This is a genomic window from Acetobacter aceti NBRC 14818 (genome assembly GCF_000193495.2).
Classification (GTDB): Bacteria; Pseudomonadota; Alphaproteobacteria; order Acetobacterales; family Acetobacteraceae; genus Acetobacter; species Acetobacter aceti.
In genome coordinates this window covers 563,953-585,500 of record NZ_AP023410.1, presented here as the reverse complement: position 1 = coordinate 585,500, position 21,548 = coordinate 563,953, and the positions used below count along the sequence as shown (strand labels likewise).

Annotated in this window: 19 protein-coding genes; 14 read left to right on the top strand and 5 right to left on the bottom strand. The window is 57.6% G+C overall.

What is annotated here, in order from left to right:
* Positions 1 to 5 precede the first annotated feature (5 nt).
* A complete protein-coding gene (locus tag EMQ_RS02655; RefSeq protein ID WP_026200266.1) occupies positions 6 to 590 on the bottom strand; it encodes a DedA family protein in 585 nt (194 codons plus the stop codon).
* Between the two features lie 406 nt (positions 591 to 996).
* Here EMQ_RS02655 and EMQ_RS02650 point away from each other — a divergent pair, with 406 nt between their 5' ends.
* The 12 genes from EMQ_RS02650 (at position 997) to EMQ_RS02595 (ending at position 14,975) form a co-directional block, all read left to right on the top strand.
* On the top strand, positions 997 to 1,275 hold the full coding sequence (locus tag EMQ_RS02650) for a hypothetical protein (protein ID WP_048874207.1): 279 nt from the start codon (positions 997 to 999) through the stop codon (positions 1,273 to 1,275).
* Positions 1,276 to 1,402: 127 nt separating this feature from the next.
* Positions 1,403 to 2,404: a lytic murein transglycosylase gene (locus EMQ_RS02645; protein ID WP_010666982.1), complete on the top strand. Its 1,002-nt coding sequence runs from the start codon at positions 1,403 to 1,405 to the stop codon at positions 2,402 to 2,404.
* Complete coding sequence (locus EMQ_RS02640; protein ID WP_010666983.1) at positions 2,401 to 3,309, top strand: septal ring lytic transglycosylase RlpA family protein; 909 nt, start codon at positions 2,401 to 2,403, stop codon at positions 3,307 to 3,309. The genes EMQ_RS02645 and EMQ_RS02640 overlap by 4 nt, the downstream gene beginning before the upstream one ends.
* A gap of 10 nt (positions 3,310 to 3,319) precedes the next feature.
* Positions 3,320 to 4,645: a D-alanyl-D-alanine carboxypeptidase family protein gene (locus EMQ_RS02635; RefSeq protein WP_010666984.1), complete on the top strand. Its 1,326-nt coding sequence runs from the start codon at positions 3,320 to 3,322 to the stop codon at positions 4,643 to 4,645.
* A gap of 4 nt (positions 4,646 to 4,649) precedes the next feature.
* Positions 4,650 to 5,324, top strand: a complete 675-nt coding sequence (gene tmk, locus EMQ_RS02630) for a dTMP kinase (RefSeq protein WP_010666985.1) — start codon at positions 4,650 to 4,652, stop codon at positions 5,322 to 5,324.
* 63 nt (positions 5,325 to 5,387) lie between these two features.
* Entirely contained in the window at positions 5,388 to 6,344 is a 957-nt protein-coding gene (locus EMQ_RS02625) for a DNA polymerase III subunit delta' (protein ID WP_026200269.1), read from the top strand.
* Positions 6,345 to 6,497: 153 nt separating this feature from the next.
* Positions 6,498 to 8,045 carry a methionine--tRNA ligase gene (metG, locus tag EMQ_RS02620; protein ID WP_010666987.1) on the top strand — a complete coding sequence of 516 codons (1,548 nt, stop codon included), beginning with the start codon at positions 6,498 to 6,500 and terminating at the stop codon, positions 8,043 to 8,045.
* The gene (locus tag EMQ_RS02615; protein ID WP_010666988.1) at positions 8,042 to 8,833 is read left to right on the top strand and encodes a TatD family hydrolase; all 792 of its coding nucleotides are present in this window, start codon (positions 8,042 to 8,044) and stop codon (positions 8,831 to 8,833) included. Before metG ends, EMQ_RS02615 begins: the two co-directional genes overlap by 4 nt.
* Before the next feature lie 30 nt (positions 8,834 to 8,863).
* Complete coding sequence (locus tag EMQ_RS02610; RefSeq protein WP_010666989.1) at positions 8,864 to 9,682, top strand: MBL fold metallo-hydrolase; 819 nt, start codon at positions 8,864 to 8,866, stop codon at positions 9,680 to 9,682.
* A 485-nt stretch (positions 9,683 to 10,167) separates the two neighbouring features.
* A complete protein-coding gene (locus tag EMQ_RS02605) occupies positions 10,168 to 12,114 on the top strand; it encodes a PrkA family serine protein kinase (protein WP_018308509.1) in 1,947 nt (648 codons plus the stop codon).
* 27 nt (positions 12,115 to 12,141) lie between these two features.
* Positions 12,142 to 13,455, top strand: a complete 1,314-nt coding sequence (locus EMQ_RS02600; RefSeq protein WP_010667763.1) for a YeaH/YhbH family protein — start codon at positions 12,142 to 12,144, stop codon at positions 13,453 to 13,455.
* On the top strand, positions 13,452 to 14,975 hold the full coding sequence (locus EMQ_RS02595) for a SpoVR family protein (protein ID WP_010667762.1): 1,524 nt from the start codon (positions 13,452 to 13,454) through the stop codon (positions 14,973 to 14,975). The genes EMQ_RS02600 and EMQ_RS02595 overlap by 4 nt, the downstream gene beginning before the upstream one ends.
* A 61-nt stretch (positions 14,976 to 15,036) precedes the next feature.
* On the opposite strand, the gene EMQ_RS02590 is transcribed toward EMQ_RS02595, so the two are convergent.
* The 3 genes from EMQ_RS02590 to EMQ_RS02580 all read right to left on the bottom strand — a co-directional run bounded on the left by EMQ_RS02590 (position 15,037) and on the right by EMQ_RS02580 (position 18,407).
* Positions 15,037 to 16,464 (bottom strand): DUF2252 domain-containing protein, encoded by a 1,428-nt coding sequence (locus EMQ_RS02590; RefSeq protein ID WP_010667761.1) that lies wholly within the window; start codon positions 16,462 to 16,464, stop codon positions 15,037 to 15,039.
* 83 nt (positions 16,465 to 16,547) lie between these two features.
* Positions 16,548 to 17,333, bottom strand: coding sequence for an alpha/beta fold hydrolase (locus EMQ_RS02585; protein WP_018308510.1), 786 nt, complete (start codon positions 17,331 to 17,333; stop codon positions 16,548 to 16,550).
* Positions 17,334 to 17,408: 75 nt separating this feature from the next.
* Positions 17,409 to 18,407 carry an NAD(P)H-quinone oxidoreductase gene (locus tag EMQ_RS02580; protein ID WP_010665751.1) on the bottom strand — a complete coding sequence of 333 codons (999 nt, stop codon included), beginning with the start codon at positions 18,405 to 18,407 and terminating at the stop codon, positions 17,409 to 17,411.
* A 384-nt stretch (positions 18,408 to 18,791) separates the two neighbouring features.
* Between EMQ_RS02580 and sucC the strand changes: the two genes are divergently transcribed.
* Complete coding sequence (gene sucC / locus EMQ_RS02575) at positions 18,792 to 19,991, top strand: ADP-forming succinate--CoA ligase subunit beta (RefSeq protein ID WP_010665753.1); 1,200 nt, start codon at positions 18,792 to 18,794, stop codon at positions 19,989 to 19,991.
* A complete protein-coding gene (sucD, locus tag EMQ_RS02570) occupies positions 19,991 to 20,866 on the top strand; it encodes a succinate--CoA ligase subunit alpha (RefSeq protein WP_010665754.1) in 876 nt (291 codons plus the stop codon). The genes sucC and sucD overlap by 1 nt, the downstream gene beginning before the upstream one ends.
* A 33-nt stretch (positions 20,867 to 20,899) precedes the next feature.
* On the opposite strand, the gene EMQ_RS02565 is transcribed toward sucD, so the two are convergent.
* On the bottom strand, positions 20,900 to 21,487 hold the full coding sequence (locus tag EMQ_RS02565) for a polysaccharide biosynthesis/export family protein (protein WP_010665755.1): 588 nt from the start codon (positions 21,485 to 21,487) through the stop codon (positions 20,900 to 20,902).
* Positions 21,488 to 21,548: the final 61 nt, after the last annotated feature.

Genomic DNA, 21,548 nt, shown 5'->3' with positions numbered 1-21,548 from the left:
TCGCCCTAACCTCGTGCAGATGGCGATTGCATGCGGGCGACATGACGTCCGACAAGAACGATAGCCAGAATAAACCCTGCCACCCCAACCCAGCGCCACGCACCAAGCTCGTCCAGCAGGATCTGACCCATTTTCAGCGACAGTGCAAATAGTGCGGTTGTCCAGAGAAGCGTGGCCAGAGCCGTCGCAAGAATGAAAACCCTGAAACCGGCATGAAAAAACCCTGTCGCCGTATAGATGGGGAGACGGGTTCCCGGAATGAAGCGGGATATGAAAATGACCCGAAACAGAGTCGCTCCATGCCACCATTTTGCTCCGGGTGTATTCCCTTCTCCGATCGCGGAAGGTGCCCAGCGTCGAGCGGGCGGCCAGAAAGCGGCCAGACGTCCCAGTCCATATAATCCGGCATCTCCCGTGACGATCCCGACATAGAGAGAGAGGAGGGCGAGAGGCAGGGCGACAGCCCCATCGCCGACAGCAATCGCGGTCAGAATGGTCGCGCCGTCTTCCAGAATGAATGTGCCGATAATGATCGTGACGGCCTGCCATAACGGGGTGTGCGCAGCCGTTGTAAGGCCGGTTGTCAGCATGCTGGACAGATCGAAGGACATCGCGCGTTCTTTACACGAGCCGGAACTGAACTCCAGTTTCCAAAAATGCACAGCGGGCAGGCAATCTGATTTCAACAGTAAAATCTGGTTAAAAAAGACTTAACTTCAGAGCGTTTGTGTTTAGTGTGTCTTACTTCGTTTCATGGAGCAGGACGGTACTATTTTGTCAGAAAAACTGTACTCACTCGTTGATCTTGCCCGTGAAATCCCGAATTTGCCTTTATCGGGACCCGCGCGGCTGGCAGCCTTACGAGCCGCGGTAGGAGATCGGCCAGCCCCCGCCGCTCTTGGGGTAAGGCGCCGTTCCATTGCGAAGTCGTCCAGAAATCCTGTTTTCCCTATCATGTCATCGCCTAGGCCAGCCCCCCGGCCTCCAATCACCCGGATGACCGAACAGGAAATGAAGGCGCTCCCTGTCGGAGTGCGTTTTTTTGATCGGGAATGGTATCTGAAGCAGCATCCGGATGTCGGTCAGGCCGGAATCGATCCCAGCCGTCATTATATGGAGAAAGGCTGGCGGGAGGGGAGAAATCCTAATCCACATTTCGACGGTCGTGCTTATCTGGCGGCCAATCCGGATGTGGACCCGACCATGAACCCATTCGAACATTTCATCTTTTTTGGCATCGCAGAGCGCCGTCGTCTGACGCCTGCTACAAAATAGGTTCATCCCCCCTCTGGAGAAGCCCCTGCGATCGCAGTAAGGGAAAGCTTGAAATGGATGGGGAGGGGAATCTTCCTGCCATCCGACAGGCTGCGCAGATTTTGGAGAGTGTGCCGGTATGACTTGTATGATCAACCGTCGTTCCACAGTGCGTGGCCTTCTTCTCGGTGGACTGGGAACCGCCGTTTCCCTGCGCCCCGCACTGCTTCAGGCGGCAACAGGTCACGCGACCGGTTCATATGCGCAGTTTCTGGAGGGGGTTCGCAGTCAGGCGACCGGGATGGGACTGTCGAGTTCGCTGGTCAGCGAGGCGCTCGCCCTTACGCACCAGCCCAACGCACGGGTATTGCAGCTTGATCGTCATCAGCCGGAATTCACACTGACCTGGGCGCAGTATCGGGAAAAGGTGCTGACACAGGCCAAGATCGACGCAGGCCGTGCCGCCTATGCAAAGCAGCACGGTTCACTCGTACGAGTCGAAGCCGCAACCGGGGTGGACCGTCAGCCGGTCATGGGAATCTGGGGACTTGAGTCCTATTACGGTCGCATCACCGGTGGTTTCAACGTGATCGATGCGCTGGCGACTCTGGCTTTCGATGGTCGTCGCGCCTCCTTTTTCCGCTCCGAGCTGCTGAAAGCCCTGCAGATTCTGGGCGAGGGGCGGATTCCACCAGCCTCCATGACGGGCAGCTATGCCGGAGCGATGGGACAGCCCCAGTTCATGCCGAGCGCCTATCTGAAATATGCCCGCGCCTTCGACGGTTCGTCCCGCGCCGATATATGGAAAAGCGTTCCCGATGTGGTGATGTCCATCGGAAATTATCTGTCCAAATCCGGCTGGAAGACGGGCGAACCGTGGGGGCAGGAGATCACCGTCCCGGAGTCTCTGCCGCAATCGTCGGTAGGGCGTGACCATACGCGTACGCTTCAGGCCTGGATGGCGGCCGGTGTCCGTCGCAAGGACGGATCGGCCTTTGGACGACCGGAAGTGGAGGGAGCCATCGTCCGTCCTGACGGACCGGGTGGCGAGGCCTTCATGGTCTATCACAATTTCAACGTGATCCGCCGTTATAACCCATCAGATTATTACGCTCTGGGCGTTGGACTGATGGGTGATCTGACAACATGAAACTTCCGGTCTGCCGCGCCAGAAGTCAGTCGGTAAGTCGGTCTGCCGCCCGGTGGCTCATTCCCGGAACAGCGATTCTTCTATCGGCGTGCCACAAGCCCGCTCCACCTCTGCCGTCCGCCCATATTCATTACGAAGTTGGGCCAGCCTATAATCAGGACGGTGTCTGGCGATATCCGAGGCAGGAATTCGCGTGGCGGGAGAGTGGTCTGGCTGTGGTAGATGGAGATACATCTCCTCACATCACGGCGGATGGCGAGATCTATGACCCGAAAGCGATGACAGGGTCCCATCCGACCCTTCAGTTGCCGGTGCAGGTGACGGTTCGCAATCTGGATAATGGTCGACAGATTGAAGTCCGCCTGAACGACAGGGGACCGAAACAACGCGGCAGGCTGATTTCTCTCACGCCACAGGCGGCGGCGGCGATCGGGATGGGACGTGACCCGGCTCGTGTCGAGGTGATCGAGAACGAATTACCAAGCCGAATCTTCGCTGAAACGCTGCCGGGCGGTCCTTTGCTGGATATGAAGGCCGCGCCTGTCGGAACCGTCCAGACCGAAGCGCTGGATACGGCCGCCATGCCGCAAACCGCCTCGGTCGACCAGCCGCAAGCCGGTTCACAGCAGGTGCAGCCCGCTTCCCTGCCGTCACTTCCTGTTGTCTACACGCAAGGATGGGCGACCCCGGGAAGCCTCTGGATTGAAGTTGGACGATTTACACAGCGGTCCTATGCGGCGATAGAAGCGTCTCGCGCCGGAGGAACGGTGAATTACGCTTCTGACAATAACGGTCCCGGCTGGGTCGTGCGTGTCGGACCTTTTTCTGGCGTTGCTGACGCAGATGCAGCGCTGGACCACGCCTTGGCCCTCGGGTTAACGGGGGCCCACATTGTCGTCGAATAGGATTGGGAACGTGCAGACCCGTCGGATACTTCTCGCCAGCGGCGCGGCCGCCATCACCGGTGGCGCCGGCCTTTTGAATGGTGTCGGCCTGTCAGGCACGGCACTCGCGGCAAAGCCCCGTCATGCTCCCCGGCATGGTGGAAAGGCAGCCGATTCTGCCCAGACCCCGGCACCAGCTGTTGATTCGACGCCTGCCATGACGCCGATCGGTCCTGTGGACACGGTCGCACGCTGGGCCTGCATCACCGATTTCGACAGCGGACAGGTGCTGCTGGAAAAAGCTGCCGACGAGCATATGCCGCCGTCGTCGCTCACCAAGATGATGACTGCCTATATCGTTTTCGGCATGCTCAATGCCGGACGCCTCAAGCTGGACCAGACGTTGCCGGTCAGTGAAAAGGCATGGCGCATGCAGGGCTCGAAGATGTTCGTGCCGCTGGGCGAGAGCGTACCTGTGCAGGACCTGATCCAGGGCATGCTGATCCAGTCCGGCAACGACGCCTGTATTGTGCTGGCGGAAGGCGTTTCCGGCTCCGAAGAGCAGTTTGTCGCCCTGATGAACGACACGGCCGCGAAGCTGGGCATGGCCAATTCCCACTTCATGAACACGACCGGTTGGCCTGCGGAAGGCCATTACATGTCGGCGCGGGATGTCTGCACCATCGCGACCCATCTCATCCGCGACTTCCCGCAATACTATCACTTCTTCTCCGAGACCTCGTTCGCCTTCAACAAGATCAATCAGGGCAATCGCAACGTTCTGGTCGACAAGGGACTCGCGGACGGCCTGAAGACCGGTCACACCGATGCCGGCGGTTTCGGGCTTTGTGCTTCCTCCAAGCGGGAAGGCCGCCGCGTGGTGATGGGCATCAACGGCATGGCAAGCTCCAACATTCGTGCGCATGAAGGCGAACGCCTGCTTGGCTGGGCTTTCGCCAATTTTGAGCTGGCCGTCATTGCGCACAAAGGGCAGGTGCTTGATCAGGCACCTGTCTGGATGGGACAGGATGCAACCGTGCCGGTTGTGGCGTCCCGTGACGTGACGTTCCTGCTGCCGCATGGCTGGCAGTCCCGCGTGCATATTTCGGTGGACTATCTCGCGCCGGTGTCGGCGCCGATCACAGTGGGTCAGTCTCTTGGTCAGTTGACCATCACACTTCCGACCAGTCAGACGGCATTGGTGCCTCCGGCTCCCGTTGCTGGAGCGCCGATGCCGGCTGCTGCACCGGCTCCGCAGGGCACCGTCATCACTGTGCCGGTTGAAGCGGGTTCCGCCGTGGCGAAACTTGGTTTCGGTGGGCGCATTGCCGCCCGTCTTGGCATGAAGCGTCACTGATAAGGTGAGCGTTGCAGGTAAAAAAACCGGCGCTTTCATCACCTTTGAAGGCGGAGAGGGGGCCGGCAAGTCAACGCAGCTTCGGGCTGTAGCGCCTCGACTGGAAGCGCTCGGCTACGAGGTTGTGGCGACACGCGAGCCGGGCGGTTCTCCGGGTGCGGAAGCCTTGCGGGAACTGCTGCTCTTCGGAAAGCACGATCTTTCGGCGCGTGCCGAGATCATGACCCACTTCGCGGCCCGCTGCGATCATGTCGATCAGGTCATCCGGCCCGCCATGGAAGCAGGAAAGATCGTGTTGTGTGATCGTTTCTTCGATTCCACCATGGCCTATCAGGGCTACGGGCGAGGAGAGGGCGATCCGGCCCTGATCGCAATGATCCGCTCCCTGCGTGATCTTGTCGGCCTGACGCCGGACCTGACCGTGCTGTTTGAGGTCGGTCTGGAAACAGGTCATCGCCGTATTACGGCGCGTGCGGCAGCCATTGCCGGACAGGGAGCCCCGCTTGATCGGTATGAAAGCGCGGATCGTGCCTTTCACGCCCGTCTCGCAGCAGGGTTCCGTCAGATCGCCGACGAAGAGCCACAGCGTTTCGTGCGGGTTTCCTCGGAAAGCGAGGATGTGCCGGCGATTACCGACAAGGTGGTCGGTCTGCTCAAGACGTTTCTCGAAAAGCGCTGAGACATGGCGGCCCGACGCGCCACATCGGCCGCTGAATCTGATCCCGATGCGGTTGTTTCACCAATGGACGCCGCCCGTGCAGCGTCGCTGCACGTTGTGGGGCATGACGCCGCCTTCCGGGCGTTCGACGAGGCCTTTGCGTCCGGACGACTGCACCATGCGTGGCTGCTGACCGGTCCAGAGGGAATCGGCAAACTTCCGCTGGCGTTTCGCATGGCCCGTAGGCTGCTTGGGGCAGAGGACGGCCATTCATCCGCTGGACGTCTGGTGAGTGCGGGCTCTCATCCGGATCTTCTGGCGGTCGGCCGGGCCTTTGACGAGAAGCGCCAGAAATTCCGTGGCGAGATCGTCGCCGATGACATTCGGCCGATCAACGCCTTCATGCACCGTACAGCGGCGGAAGGTGGCTGGCGGGTTGTCATCGTCGATACCGCCGAGGCCATGAACCGAAACGCGGCCAACGCGCTGCTCAAGATCCTCGAAGAGCCGCCTGTTCGCGCCATTCTGATCCTGACCAGCGCCACCCCCGGCGCGTTGTTGCCGACCATCCGTAGTCGCGTACGGAAACTCCCGGTCGCGCCACTCCGGGAAAGCGATGTTCGCGCCGTGCTGAGAACGACTGTGCCTGACACCGAGCCCGGTGAAATCGAGCGTGTCGTACCGCTGGCCGAAGGATCGCCCGGACGGGCGATAGCACTTCTGGCGGACAAGGGCGGCGCTATCGACACTCTGGTGCATGAAGCCGTCAGAGGAATGTCTACTGGACGTATTCTGGACGCAGCAGAATCCTTGTCCCGATCTGGAGACGCCGGTTTCGGACTGTTCTTCACCCTGTTGGGCAGCGCCATTGCCGAAGAAGCCCGTGCGGTGTCTCAAAATGAGATCCAGACAGGTGTGCGGCTGGCGGATGCGTGGCGCGAGGTCGCGGAAATCCGGGCAAAAACCGAGCATTTCAATCTGGACAAGCAGGAAGCGATCATTGAGGCGTTGACGATCGCAGGACAGACGCAGCTCAGCTGAACAGAACGGATTTGCCTCTGCCGGGGGTCGCTTCATGAACAGCGATCCGATATGGATAGGGCTACACAGTCAGGATTGCGCGGTGCCTTACGCCCCTGAAGGAGCGTTCACGCCCGCGCCGATCCGACCGATAGATCTAACGAAGAGCAGGACATGACCGGCCGTTTTTACGTCACGACCCCGATTTATTATGTAAACGGCGCGCCCCATATTGGCCATGCCTACACTTCCATCGCTGCTGACATTGTCGCACGCTTCCACCGTCTCTGCGGTGATGAAGTGTTTTTCCTGACCGGCACCGATGAGCACGGCCAGAAGGTCGAGCAGGCCGCGCAGGCCGCAGGCGAAGCCCCGCAGACGTTCACGGATCGGATTTCCGCCGATTTCCGCAACATGGCCGACGCGATGAACGTCTCTTACGACGACTTCATCCGCACGACCGAGCCGCGTCATATCGTGGGCGCTCAGGCTGTGTGGGAAAAGGTCGCGGCCAATGGCGATATCTATCTCGGTGCGTATGAAGGCTGGTACGCCCTGCGTGACGAGGCGTTCTACAACGAGGACGAGATCACCACACGTCCGGACGGCACCAAGGTCGCGCCGACTGGCGCGCCGGTGGAATGGATGCGCGAGCCATCCTACTTCTTCAAACTGTCTGCCTATGAAGATCGCCTGCTCGAACTCTATGAGAAACACCCGGACTTCATCGGTCCTGCCAGTCGCCGCAATGAGATCGTCAGCTTCGTAAAGCAGGGGTTACGTGACCTGTCCGTCAGCCGCACCAGCTTCAAGTGGGGCGTGCCGGTTCCGGGTGACGCCGACCACGTCATGTATGTGTGGTTCGATGCGCTGACCAACTACCTGACCGCACTCGGTTATCCCGACGCTGATGCGCCGCGCATGAAGTTCTGGCCTGCCAACCTGCATCTGGTCGGCAAGGATATTGCTCGTTTCCACACGGTTTACTGGCCAGCCTTCCTGATGGCCGCCGGTATCGAACTGCCTGACATGGTCTTCTCCAACGGCTGGTGGACGGTCGAAGGCGAGAAGATGAGCAAGTCGCTCGGCAACGTCATTGATCCGCGTGATCTGGTGAAGGAATTTGGCGTCGATCCGGTTCGCTTCTTCCTGATGCGGGAAGTGCCGTTCGGCGGTGACAGCGATCTGTCGCGCCGTTCGCTCATCAATCGTTTGAATGTCGAACTGGCCAATGACCTCGGCAATCTCGGCCAGCGCACGCTGTCCCTGATCGCGCGTAACTGCGGCGGCATTCTGCCCGCGCAGGGCAAGCACACCGAGGCGGACGCTCATTTGCTTGGGCAGGCTGCCGTTCTGCCCGACGTGATGAAGGCCCAGATCGCTCGTGTTGCTCTGACCGACGCATTGGAAGAAGCGTGGAAGCTGATCCGCGCCTGCAACGCCTATATCGACCATCAGGCTCCGTGGGCGCTCAAAAAGACCGACCCCGAGCGGATGGCCGACGTGCTGCGTGTTCTGGCCGATGCGCTCCGCTCCATCGCCACGGTTCTCCAGCCTTATATTCCGGAGAGTATGGACAAGATGCTCACGCAGCTTGGTGTCGAGCCGGGCGAGCGCGACTTCGATGCGCTGGAAATGCCACTTCCTGCCGGTCGTCAGTTGCCGAAGCCGGAAGGGATTTTCCCCCGTTACGTCGAACCGGAGGTTGGTGAGGCAAAATGACCGGACTGATCGACACCCACTGCCATCTCGATCATTTCTCGGAAGAGGAAATGCCGGGACTACTGGACCGGGCCAAAGAGTTCGGTCTGGAAGGCATGGTCACCATCGGCACGCGACTGTCGCGGCAGTCCGAGCAGAAGGCTCTGACCCGTTACAGCCGTCCGGACCTGTCGATCTGGTGCGCGATTGGCACGCATCCGGATCACGTGATGGAAGAGCCTCCGATGGATGCCGACGCCATCGTGAAACTGGCTGAAGATCCGGAAGTGGTGGCGATCGGTGAGAGCGGTCTGGATTATTTCCACGGTGCGGAAGAGGTCCGTCCCACGCAGCAGGCGAGCTTTCGCGAACATGTTCATGCGGCGCGTCTGACCGGTCTGCCTCTGGCCATCCACACCCGTCAGGCTGATGAGGACATGGCGTCGATCCTGCGGGAAGAGACCGAGACGCGTGGAGCCTTTCCGTTCCTGCTGCATTGCTTCGCGTCAGGTCCGGAACTGGCGAAGACGGCTCTGGAACTGGGCGGCTATCTCAGCTTCTCAGGAATCGTGACGTTTCCGAAGTGTCAGGAATTGCGTGATATTGCGGCCAGTGTGCCGCTGGACCGCATTTTTGTCGAAACTGATTCCCCTTTTCTTGCGCCTGTTCCACGTCGCGGCAAGCGGAACGAGCCAGGCTATACGGCTTACACCGCTGCTGTCGTCGCACAGACGCGAGGGATGGAGGAGCAGGCTTTCATTGAGGCGACAACCGCCAATTTCCACCGCCTGTTTACACGCGCTCACTGAAACAGCCATTCAATACGGGAAAGACCAATCGTGACTGACACCACGCTCACCATCACCGTTCTTGGTTGTGGAGGCTCCTCAGGCGTGCCCCTCATTGGTGGAGCGGACGGGCGTGGTGCATGGGGCGAATGTGATCCGAATGAGCCGCGCAATCGTCGGACACGGGCTTCCATTGTGGTTCAGGCTCCGGACAAGCGCCGTCTGCTTGTCGACACAGGGCCTGACATGCGCAATCAGCTGATCGCGAACGGCATTCCCTATGCCGATGCGATTTTCTACACGCATGCTCATGCCGATCATATCGCCGGTCTGGATGATGTGCGTCCCTTCAACTGGGCGCTTGAACGGCCAATCGAGATTTTTGGCACTGAGACGACTCTTTCAGAGATTCACGGGCGCTTTGACTACGCATTCCGTCCGTGGACTCCAAAGGACGCATTTCGTCCCGGTGTGGAGCCCCGTTTCATCAAGGGGGGAGAGCGGCAGGAGATCGTCGGGCTGCTTCTTGATGTTTTCGAGCAGGATCATGGAAAGCTGAACTCGCTCGGCTTTCGCTGCGGAGGTTTTGCCTATTGCACGGACGTCGTGTCCCTGACCGATGATGTCCTCTCTCTGCTGGAAGGTGTCGACACCTGGATGGTGGATTGCCTCCAGCTGAAACCTCACTCGGCTCATGCGTGGCTGGACCGGGTTCTGGAATGGCGTGAGCGTATTCAGCCGCGCCGTACAATTCTCACGCATCTCGGGCCGTTCATGGACTGGTCGACTCTTGAGAAGATGCTTCCAGAGGGGATCGAGGCAGCCTTCGACGGCCTTACTTTCACAGCGCCGGGCCTGGTTGCCTCCTGATCCGAATCGCGAGATTTACACTATCTGTCAGGGAAAACCGCGACAGATGGCCTTTTTGCCTTTGTGGGAAGAACTGGTCATCAGTGCTGCAGATGGATGTGACGCGTTCCTCATGAATTCGTCAGATCTTCTGTAATTCCTTGATTTGGAATGAAAAAATCATTGCGAGCGAGGCACTTGCCGCCATCAGCAATGGAAAGAATAGCGATTTCTCTTGAAAATATCGTCGTCGGTTCGATAGCGTGGGCTTGGGAACCGGTCAGGATCGCGTCTTCTGCCTTTTTTTAGACAAAATAACAAGTCCTGATTTCCGATTCTGTGGTGTCTCACAGGTTTGTTCACTCTCTTTTCATTGCGATGCTGTAATGGGACAAGCAGGTTGAACAAGCGATTACACAGAGGAAATAGCCCGATGCCCGAAAGGTTTTCTTCTATCGCGTAACAATTCTGCATCTGATTTCTGAAATTTCCGGAGAGCGGTACTGATGGCTTCTGTCTCTGACGTTTTTTCCCTGGCAACCGCGATGCGAGACCGGCACCGCGAGACTGAAATGAGCCTTGCGGAATATCTCGAAGCCTGCCGGACTGATCCATCCTGCTACGCCAGCGCGGCGGAGCGTATGCTGAAGGCGATCGGTGAGCCGGTGATGGTCGATACCTCCCGTGATCCACGCCAGTCGCGCATCTTCATGAACCGCACACTCCGTGTCTATCCGGCCTTCAAGGATTTTTACGGTATGGAAGAGACGATCGAGCAGATCGTCGGCTTCTTCCGTCATGCCGCTCAGGGGTTGGAAGAGCGGAAACAGATTCTCTATCTGCTTGGCCCTGTTGGTGGTGGTAAATCCTCACTTGGTGAACGCCTCAAGACCTTGATGGAACATGAGCCGATTTATGTGCTCAAGGCGGGAAGACATCTCAGCCCTGTCTTTGAAAGCCCGCTGGGTCTGTTCGATCCCTTCACGATGAGTGAGGCGCTTGAACGCGATTACGGCATCCCGCGACGTGTTCTGACAGGAATCGCCAGCCCGTGGGCGCTCAAGCGGCTGGAGGAGTTCGACGGGGATATTTCGCGCTTCAGCGTTGTCAAACTAAACCCGTCCAAGCTGCGGCAGATCGCCATCGCCAAGACAGAGCCGGGGGATGACAACAATCAGGATGTCTCGGCTCTCGTCGGAAAGGTCGATATCCGACAGCTTGAGCATTTCAGCCAGAACGATCCGGACGCCTACAGCTTCTCGGGCGGTCTGAACCGCGCCAATCAGGGCATTCTCGAGTTTGTCGAGATGTTCAAGGCGCCGATCAAAATGCTGCATCCGCTACTGACGGCGACGCAGGAAGGCAACTATGTCGGCACGGAGAATATTGGTTCCATCCCGTTCACCGGTGTGATTCTGGCGCACTCGAACGAGGCTGAATGGCAGAGTTTCCGCAACAATCGCACGAATGAAGCCTTCCTTGACCGTGTCTGCGTCATCAAGGTGCCTTACTGCCTGCGCGTGACGGAAGAAGCGAAGATTTACGAGAAACTGGTGGAATCATCGGCTCTCAAGGAAGCGCCACTTGCCCCCAACACACTCGACATGCTCGCGCGCTTTGCTGTGCTCTCGCGGCTGAAAACACATCCCAATTCAACGCAGTATGCCAAACTGCGGGTGTATGATGGCGAGAACATCCGTGAGACCGACCCCAAGGCCCGCACCATGCAGGAATATCGTGATGCTGCCGGTGTGGATGAGGGTATGGACGGCATTTCCACCCGTTTCGCCTACAAAGTGCTTTCTGCAACCTTCAACCACGATTCAACGGAGATTTCAGCCGATCCTGTCCATCTGATGTATGTGCTCGAACATGCGGTCAGACGGGAGCAGTTCCCGGCGGAAGTGGAGGCGAATTATCTTGCCGTTCTGAAATCCGAGCTGGCGGGCCGTTACGCGGAATTCCTCGGTAACGAAATCCAGAAAGCCTACCTGGAAAGTTACAGTGATTACGGACAGAATCTGTTTGATCGCTATCTCGATTACGCGGATGCATGGATTGAGGATCAGGACTTCAAGGACCCTGACACCGGGCAGATGCTCAATCGTGATCTCCTGAACACTGAGCTGACAAAGATTGAAAAACCGGCAGGAATCGCCAACCCGAAGGACTTCCGGAACGAGGTGGTGAAATTCGCACTTCGCTCACGGGCGTCCAACGGGGGACGCAATCCGTCCTGGACATCCTACGAGAAAATCCGCGACGTGATCGAAAAACGGATGTTCAGTCAGGTGGAAGATCTTCTGCCCGTCATCAGTTTCGGCTCCAAGAAAGATGGTGAAACCGAGCGCAAACATGACGAATTCGTCGAACGCATGATGGAACGCGGCTACACGGAACGACAGGTCCGTCGGCTCGTTGAATGGTACATGCGCGTAAAACAGTCTGCCTGACATACGCCCACAGATCAGGGGTGCGACTTGGATATCATTGATAGACGATCCAACCCACATGGCAAAAATCTTGAAAACCGTCGTCGTGCTCTGGAAAGGGCACGAGGCGCGGTTCAGAAAGCCGTGCGGGACGCCGTAGCAAACGGCAAGATCCGTGAAGTCGGAGAGGGTAAAGCCGTCTCCATTCCGGCAGATGCATTGCATGAGCCGGGATTCCATCGTGTTTTCACGCAGGGAGAACGACATATCATTCTGACGGGGAACCACGAATTTTCCCGTGGAGACAAGCTGCGTCGACCGCCATCAGGTGGTGGCGGGAAAGGAGGTGGCCCCGGACAGGCAGGAACGGATGGAGGTGGGGAAGATGCCTATCGGTTCATCCTTTCCCGTGACGAATTTCTTGATCTGTTCTTTGATGATCTGGAACTGCCCGATCTCATAAAGCGGGAAATCTCCGCCACCGAGACGACAGCGCCAAGTCGGGCGGGCCTCAGCAATGACGGCTCCCCATCGCAACTCGATCTGGGACGCACCGTCCGCCATTCCATGGCGCGGCGTATCGGGCTGGGTCGCCCGAAACCTGCTGAACTGGAGGAAATCGAAGCCCGCATTGCCGAATTGGAAGAGATTCGACCACTTTCTGCGGCGCAACTCGAAGAGCTTGAGGAACTGCGGGAGAAGCGAGGAAACCTTCGTCAGCGGATGAACCGTATCCCATGGGTTGATCCTGTGGATCTGCGTTACAGGCGGTTTGCTCCCACGCCGAAGCCTTCCACCAGAGCCGTCATGTTCTGCCTGATGGACGTGTCAGGCTCCATGACCGAGCGGATGAAGGATCTGGCCAAGCAGTTCTTCCTGCTGCTGCATGTCTTTCTGGAAAAGCGTTACAAGACGCTGGATGTTGTCTTCATCCGGCACGCGGAAACAGCGGAGGAGGTTGATGAAGAGACCTTCTTCCACGATCCGCGCACCGGAGGCACTGTCGTATCGACAGCGCTGGAAGAGATGCTGCGTGTCCAGAAGGCGCGTTATCCAGTCCAGCAATGGAATATCTATGTCGCACAGGCGTCTGACGGTGATAACTCCCCATCGGATACTCCGCAGGTCGTCAGGCTGCTCGACGAAGAGATTCTACCGCTCGTGCAGTATTACGCCTACATCGAAGTCACCGGTTCAGGCGCGATCATTCGTGGTGAGACGGACCTGTGGCAGGCTTATCGCAGCGTTGCCGAGAAACAGCCGCATCTCGCCATTCGTCAGGTCAGTGACCGGAAGGAAATCTTCCCTGTTTTTCGGGAGCTTTTCGCACGCAGGACAGCCGGGGAGGCTAGCCACGCATGACAGATACAGGGCTGCTCTATCAGGGCGCGGATTGGAACTTTCACATCATCCGCGATTGCTACAACGCCATTGAGGAGATTGCGGAGAAAGAGCTTGGCCTCGATGTTTTTCCAAACCGTATCGAGGTCATCACGTCCGAGCAGATGCTCGATGTCTATACGGCCAATGGTATGCCGATCAATTATCACCATTGGTCTTACGGCAAACGTTTTGCGGGGCACGAAAACGCCTATCGTCGGGGGCTGATGGGGCTCGCCTATGAAGTTGTCATCAACTCCAATCCCTGCATCAGCTATCTCATGGAGGAAAACAGCGCCACGATGCAGGCGCTGGTGATCGCGCACGCGGCCTTTGGTCACAACCATTTTTTCAAAAATAACCGTCTGTTTCAGGAATGGACTGATCCTTCACAGATTCTGAACTATCTGGAGTTTGCCCGCGGCTACATCTCGCGCTGCGAAGAGATTCACGGGCAGGCGGCAGTGGAGCGCGTGCTGGATGCGGCGCACGCCTTGCAGGGGCAGGGTGTCAATCGGCATAGCGGCTCGCGACATATCGACCTGAAAGATGAACAGGCGAGGGCACGTGAGCGTCGGGCTTACGAGGACAGTTCTTTCAACGATCTGTGGCGCACGTTGCCTCAGGGAAGCGAGCCGGAGCACTCGGGGAACGGTGAGAGGCAGGCGCTCCGCCGTCGGCTTGGACTGCCCGAGGAAAATATCCTTTACTTCCTTGAGAAACATGCCCCCCGTCTGGCTCCGTGGGAACGGGAAATCATCCGCATTGTCCGTCTGATCGCTCAGTATTTCTACCCACAGCCGCAGCTCAAGCTGATGAATGAAGGGTGTGCGACATGGGTGCATGACCGCATCATGAGTCGCCTGCATGAGAAGGGACGTATTGATGACGCGGCCTTCATGGAGGTGATCCACTCGACCACCAATGTGATCGCCCAGTTCGGCTATGAGCAGGGTTCAACCAGCTTTAACCCGTATGCGCTGGGCTTTGCGATGATGAAGGACATTGAGCGCATCTGCACCGATCCTACAGAAGAGGACCGGCGCTGGCAGCCGGATATTGCTGGCAACGGCGACGCCTATGGAACCTTGCGTCACGCCTGGGCGGAATATCGGGATGAGAGCTTCGTCCTTCAGTTCCTCTCTCCAAAGGTGATGCGTGATTTCCGCATGTTCCGGCTTCTGGATGATACCCGCGATCCGTATCTGCTGGTCGACGCCATTCATGACGAAGCCGGTTATCGCGACATTCGCCGCACTGTTGCGGCCTCTTACGATCCTTCGACGTGGTACACGGAGATCGAAATCGTGGACGTGGATACTTTTGGAGACAGAACCCTGCGGCTGGAGCACCGCACAAAATCGGGTCAGGTTCTGGCCGATAACGACATGAAATTGACCCTCAATGCGCTTGCGGACCTATGGGGGTATCGTGTGGTGCTGGATGAGATCGACACGCCCACCGGTCGCGTCCTGTTGTCCCATGAGGCAGGACAGGCGTGAGAAAAATCTTCTGCCCGCTTCCTGCGTTCAAGTGTGGAAAGCGGGCAGAAGACTTATGAAGTCAGGATGATGCCTTTGCAGACGATGCTGGCTTGCTAGTGGTAACCGCCACGAAATTCTTCCAGTCCTTTTTGGTCTGGGCGGCATAGGCGACCGAAAAGGCGGCAATAGCGGCAGAAAATGAAGCGCCTTTACCGAGATAGGCCGAAATGGTCACAGGATCACCTGACCGGGCATGGGCGCGGGCAAGCGCACGGGCGCACAGTTTCGCGTAGTCTTTCAGGCCTTCCTGAGCGAAGTCCGCACCGATGGCGGCAAGACGCGTATCCTTGACCCTCCGCACATAAAACTGTCGTCTTGATTCGTTTTCGGGCAGATGCGCATCGTCTTCAGACAGCTCTCCGTCATCGCCGATACTGTGTGTCCATCCCAGGAAGGAATCTGACACAGCCTGCATGATGCGCTGGCCTGTGACAACGCGTTCACCCTGATTGTGAATGTGAACGGCGGGACCGGCGTAAGGTGCCAGAACGGACTCCTGAGATTCCTTGATCTGAAGCAGCAGAGGCTCGTTATCCGCCGTGGTGAACAGCCCGATGGCGCAGAACGTACCGACGCTGCCGACACCGACCACTTTGAAGATCACATCGCGCAGAGCATAGTGCTTCAGAAGAGCCAGACGTTCCGGCGGCTGGGTGGCGACATAACGGGCGAAAGCCTGTCGGGTGGCATCGTCCTGATCCGGCAAACGCATCACCAGTGGCGGTTTTTCGTGCAGGGACGGGGCATTGCGGTCATCAGCGATGAGACCGAAGCCAGTCTTGATGCTGTCCAGACGCGTCTTCAGGAGTGTTTCCGTGGCTCGGCGTGTTTTTGCATCTTCGAAATGAGCGATGGCGTTTTTGAGATCAATGCGATTGAGCCAGACCTGAAGCGGACTCAGTTGGGAGAGACGACGCATCTCCGTGCTGTAGGTCTGTGCCATGATCTCAGCCAGAGCATGCGCACGATGGGAGGAAAGACCGGTTTCCAATCCTGCCAGCACGAAAGATGTACCGAGACGCTTGATGTCCCATTCGAAAGGCGCACGGAATGTCTCGTCGAAATCATTGATATCGAAGACCGGGATACCTTCGGGTGAGGCATAGCTTCCGAAATTCGCCAGATGACAGTCGCCGCAGGCCTGCACCGTCAGCCCGCTTGTAGGCGTGCCGGCAAGGTCCGCCGCCATCACAATCGCCGCTCCCCGCAGGAAGGCGAATGGAGACGCCCTCATACGCTCGTAACGAACCGGTATCAGGCTGGTGATGCGGTGCGTGTTCTGCTGGGTGAGCAGGGCAAGCGGATCAGAGCGATTTCTGGCGGGAGACCATTCGGCATGAGATGATCTGGAAACCAGCTGACGCAGCGCCTGTCCCTTTTTGTGACGCTCTTTGCGTGACAGGAGAGGAGATGGGGCTGCGGCTGCGGATATGGGAGCGGTCGTCATGAGTGAATTATGCCGCAACCACCTTCCACTGTCTGCCCTGATTGCAGCACATCAGGAATACGTCGCTGGGCTTTGAAGCAGGGTCAGCTGTCGCCAATGAATTCCGAGAGTATTTCATAAAATTCATTCGGCTTTTCCGCATGAACCCAGTGCCCGGCCCCTTCAATCGTCTTGAGCATATAATGAGGGAAAAGCCGCTTCATCGTGGGATAATTTTCCGGTGCTATATAGTGGGAGCGCTGCCCCGCCACGAAGAGGGTTGGTCCATCATAGGTCTCGCCTTCCGGAATCTCTGGCCAGCCCACGATCTGCGGCATGGCGGCGGCGATTTCGTTGATGCCGATCTGCCAGTGTGGATGTTCCCCGAGTTCAACATTCTGGAGCATGAGATTTCTGACTTCCGGCTCACTGATGACGGTTGCGAGCAAAGCGTCAGCTTCTGCGCGGTTCAGAGATGCAGGAAAATGCAGTGCTGCCAGCTTGGCCGCAAGATCATGTCCTTGAGCAAAACCGCCTTCACCCGGCGCAATATCCGCTACAAGTAGTTTCGCAACCATCTCGGGATGACGCAGGGCGAGCATCATTCCGGTTTTGCCGCCCATTGAGTGACCGACAATGATGGCGGAGTGAATGCCGAGATGATTGAGCGTTTCGTAAACGTCGTCCGCCAAAGTCGGATAATCCATCGGCCCATGTGGACTTTCGCCATGATTACGGAGATCCAGCGCTATCGTGCGACGGCTTTCGGCCAGTCGTCTTTGGAAGAAACCGAAATTCCGGCCACGCCCGAAAAGACCGTGAATGAAGACAACAGGCAGATGATTTCCTGACGGATTTTCGGGGCCGCGTTCGAGTGCGTGAAGGAGCATGTTTCGTTCTCTTTTGATATAAAAATTCTATAAAAACATAATTTTATTTATGTTTTATGATCTTTTCTATCAACTTCAATTCTGGTCGGGGTGTGTCAGGATAATCTTGCCGCTGTGGCTGCTACTCTCCATCAGTCGATGCGCTTCAGCCGCTTCTGCAAGGGGGAAAGTGGTATGTATGATCGGTTCCAGAACGCCAGTATTCAGCAGGGGCCAGATATGGCTTTTCAGCGCCTGAGCGACTGCGCCTTTATACTCCGTGCTACGCGGGCGAAGCGCTGTCCCGGTGACATGCAGGCGCTTTGTCATCAGGCGAGTGAGTGAGACATCTTCCGCTTTTGCGCCGCCCTGAAAGGCAATGATCACAAGCCTCCCGTCCATTGCCAGCGACTTGAGGTTTCGGGAGAAATAGGGGCCACCGATGATGTCGAGAATGACATCCACGCCTTTCCCATCCGTGTATTCCAGCGTTTTTTCGACGAAATCATCAGTCTTGTAGTTAATGACAATCGCGCCGAGCTTCTCGCACAACTCGCCTTTCTCGGGATCACTGACAGTCGTGAGCGGAATGGCCCCCATGGCTTTTGCGATCTGGATGGCAGCGGTGCCGATACCGCCCGCACCGCCATGAATCAGAACGGTCTCACCTTTTTTCAGATCGGCGGTGGTGAAAAGATTGGACCACACCGTGAAAAAGGTTTCGGGGATAGCGGCTGCCTTGACGGCGTCATAATGCTCCGGCCACGGCAGGGATTGTGACGCGGGGACTGCGCAATAATCCGCATAGCCGCCACCGTTAGTCAGGGCGCAGACCTTGCTGCCAATGGCAGGAAAGTCCGTGCCTGCGACAGGACTGCCGTGTGCTACGACTGTTCCGGCAATTTCCAGACCAAGCAGGGGGCTTGCGCCCGGAGGCGGTGGATAAAGCCCTTTGCGCTGCATGATGTCCGGGCGGTTGACGCCGCTGGCTTCGACACGAACCAGAATTTCGCCCGGTTTGGGCGTGGGTGTGGGCACCTTGCCAAGATGCAGGACGTTCGGACCCCCGGGCTCATCCAGCACGATGGCATTCATTTCGTCCGGAATGGTGATGGCCATCGGTCTGTCCTGTTTTCTGATTGTTGCGTTGGAAATCACGGTAAGCGCACGCAGCGTCGGTGAACAGTCACACGTCTTTGAGGTGGGAAATCATTTGACGGAAGAATGGGGCGCTGCTGTCTTCACCAGAAGAAAATAGTAATAAAATACTGTATTATCAATTTAATATTTTGTTTTTCTTATAAAATAGTTTGCTGTGCTGAGCGCTATGAAAACGGAACGGCTTTGAAGAGCACCAAAGTTTGAAGCGCTCTGCGTGGTGCTGACTCATCAAGCCTGCGTATAGGTGAAGCCCGTTACAGATGCTCACCATGCGAGGGATGGCCGTTTGCAGCACCCTCCTTACGGCGGAGAAGGCTTATGAATATCCACGAATATCAGGCCAAGGAGTTGTTGCGCTCTTATGGTGTGCCAACGCCAAAAGGAGTGCTCATCCATTCACCGGAGGAAGCCAGGCAGGCCGTGCGTTCGCTCGGAACGCCCATCTGTGCCGTGAAGGCGCAGATTCACGCTGGTGGTCGCGGAGCCGGACATTTCAAGGATCATCCTGAAATCCGCGGAGTGCGGATCGTAAAAAGTCCGGAAGAGGCGAAAGATGCTGCCTACCAGATGCTCAACCAGACGCTGATTACGCGTCAGACGGGACCCGCTGGCCGTGTCGTGCATAAGCTCTATGTCGAGGCGGGCTGCGCGATCGAGCGGGAGCTTTATCTTTCCATGCTTATCGACCGTAGCGCGCGGAAAATCATGATTGTCGCCTCACAGGCAGGCGGCATGAGCATCGAGGATGTTGCGGCAAAGACACCCGAGAAAATTCAGAAAGTCTGGATCGATCCTGAACTCGGTCTTGGGGATTATCAGGCGCGGGTTCTTGCCACCCGTCTCGCCCTGCAGGGCCAGCAGATCAACGAGTTTGCGGCGATCATCAGGAGTGTTTACTCGGCTTTCACAAGTCTTGATGCCTCAATGATCGAGATGAACCCGCTGGTGGTCACAAAGGACGGTGGCCTGATGGCGCTCGATGCCAAAATGGCTTTCGACGATAACGGCCTGTTCCGTCATCCCCAGCTTGCAGAACTGCGTGACCCGAACGAGGAAGACCCTCGCGAGCAGGAGGCAGCCCGTTTCGGACTATCCTATGTCAGTCTGGATGGGACCATCGGCTGCATGGTCAACGGAGCCGGGCTCGCTATGGCGACCATGGACATTATCCATGAGGAAGGAGAGTCACCTGCGAACTTCCTTGATGTGGGCGGTGGCGCTTCAAGAGAAAAGGTGGGAGCTGCTTTTCGTATCCTTCTCTCGGATCAGAAGATTGAAGGTGTTCTGGTCAATATTTTCGGCGGAATCATGCGTTGCGACCTGATCGCGGGCGCTGTGATCGACGCCTGCAGACAAGAGGGACTGAAAGTGCCACTGGTCATCAGGCTGGCCGGAACACTGGTTGAAGAAGGCCTGACCATGCTCAGGCAGTCCGGTCTCAACATTACGATTGCAACGGATCTGGGTGATGCCGCCCAGAAGATTGTCGCCGAAGTGCGCGCACGGAGGGCTGCCTGATGTCCATTCTGGTTGATAAAGACACAAAGGTCCTCGTGCAGGGCTTCACCGGCGCTCAGGGCACCTTTCATTCCGAGCAGTCCATTGCCTATGGCACGTCCATCATCGGCGGAGTGACGCCCGGACGTGGCGGGAAGACGCATCTTAACCTGCCGGTTTTCGACACGATGGAACAGGCAGTCAGTCAAGCCAAAGCCGACGCGAGTGTGATTTACGTGCCTCCAGCCGGGGCCGCTGACGCCATTCTGGAAGCGATTTCGGTTGAGATCCCGCTGATTGTCTGCATCACAGAAGGGATCCCTGTTCAGGACATGCTGCGGGTTCGGGCCGCACTGGACCGTTCCAAAAGCCTTCTGATCGGACCGAACTGTCCGGGCATCATCACGCCGGACGCCTGCAAGATCGGGATCATGCCGGGACCGATCCATCGTCGGGGTTCCGTTGGTGTCGTCTCCCGTTCCGGAACGCTGACCTATGAGACAGTGGCGCAGACGACCGCGCTTGGAATGGGGCAGAGCACCAGCGTCGGCATTGGCGGGGACCCGATCAAGGGCCTCGACTTCATTGATGTGCTTGAGCGTTTTCTTGCTGATCCCGAAACGCAGTCCATCATCATGATCGGTGAAATCGGTGGCACGTCAGAGATCGAGGCAGCCCAGTTTCTGAAGGACAGCAAGACCAAGAAACCGGTAGTGGGGCTGGTGGCGGGCATCACCGCGCCGCCCGGACGCCGCATGGGTCATGCTGGTGCCGTGATTTCGGGCGGGAACGACACGGCTCAGGCCAAAATCGACGCTCTGAGGGCTGCCGGAGTACATATTGCGCCCACGCCAGCCGAACTGGGCAGCACGCTCCAGAGCGTTCTTACTGGCTGAAGAGTGAGTGGTTTCTGGCCTCCATAAGGGAGGTCAGAAATGACGCTCGTAGATCTTGATCACGTCGCCCGGCTTTACGTAATCCTGTGGCTTAATCTTGCCGACCACGCTTTCCTCACCCTCCTGCCGGATGACGTAAGCCCGGCTTTCGAGTGAGCGATAGGTAAAACCACCAGCTGACGCTACTGCGGTCAACATGGTCATGCCGGGCTGATACGGATACTGACCGGGACGTGCCACTTCACCAAGAACAGAGATCATCCGGTAAGCCGTGATCTCGACCGAGACCTTTGGATCACGGAGCATACGCGAGTGTTCAAGCGCCTCTTTCACTTCATCAGCGAACTGCGTGGTCGTCAGGCCCGCAGCCTGTAAGCCGTCTGTCAGCGGGAAGGCCACCTTGCCGGTGCTGTCCACACGGAAGTCGGATGTCAGCTGATCCTGTCCATAGGTGATGACCCGGATCTGGTCATCGACGCCGAGCGTGTACGCGCCGGGATCATAGGGAGGGACGGGTTTCAGGTCGCCGCCTTCTGCGCAGGCCGCCAGAGAAACGGCGATGCTTCCGATGGCAGCCAAAGCGCGCGTGCGGCGGAAGAGAGAAGAACACCCTGATGTCATGTTCTGAAAAATCCTGTCATTCAGAAAAGTGGCGTGATGAGGCGCTCCAGAAGCTTCAGAG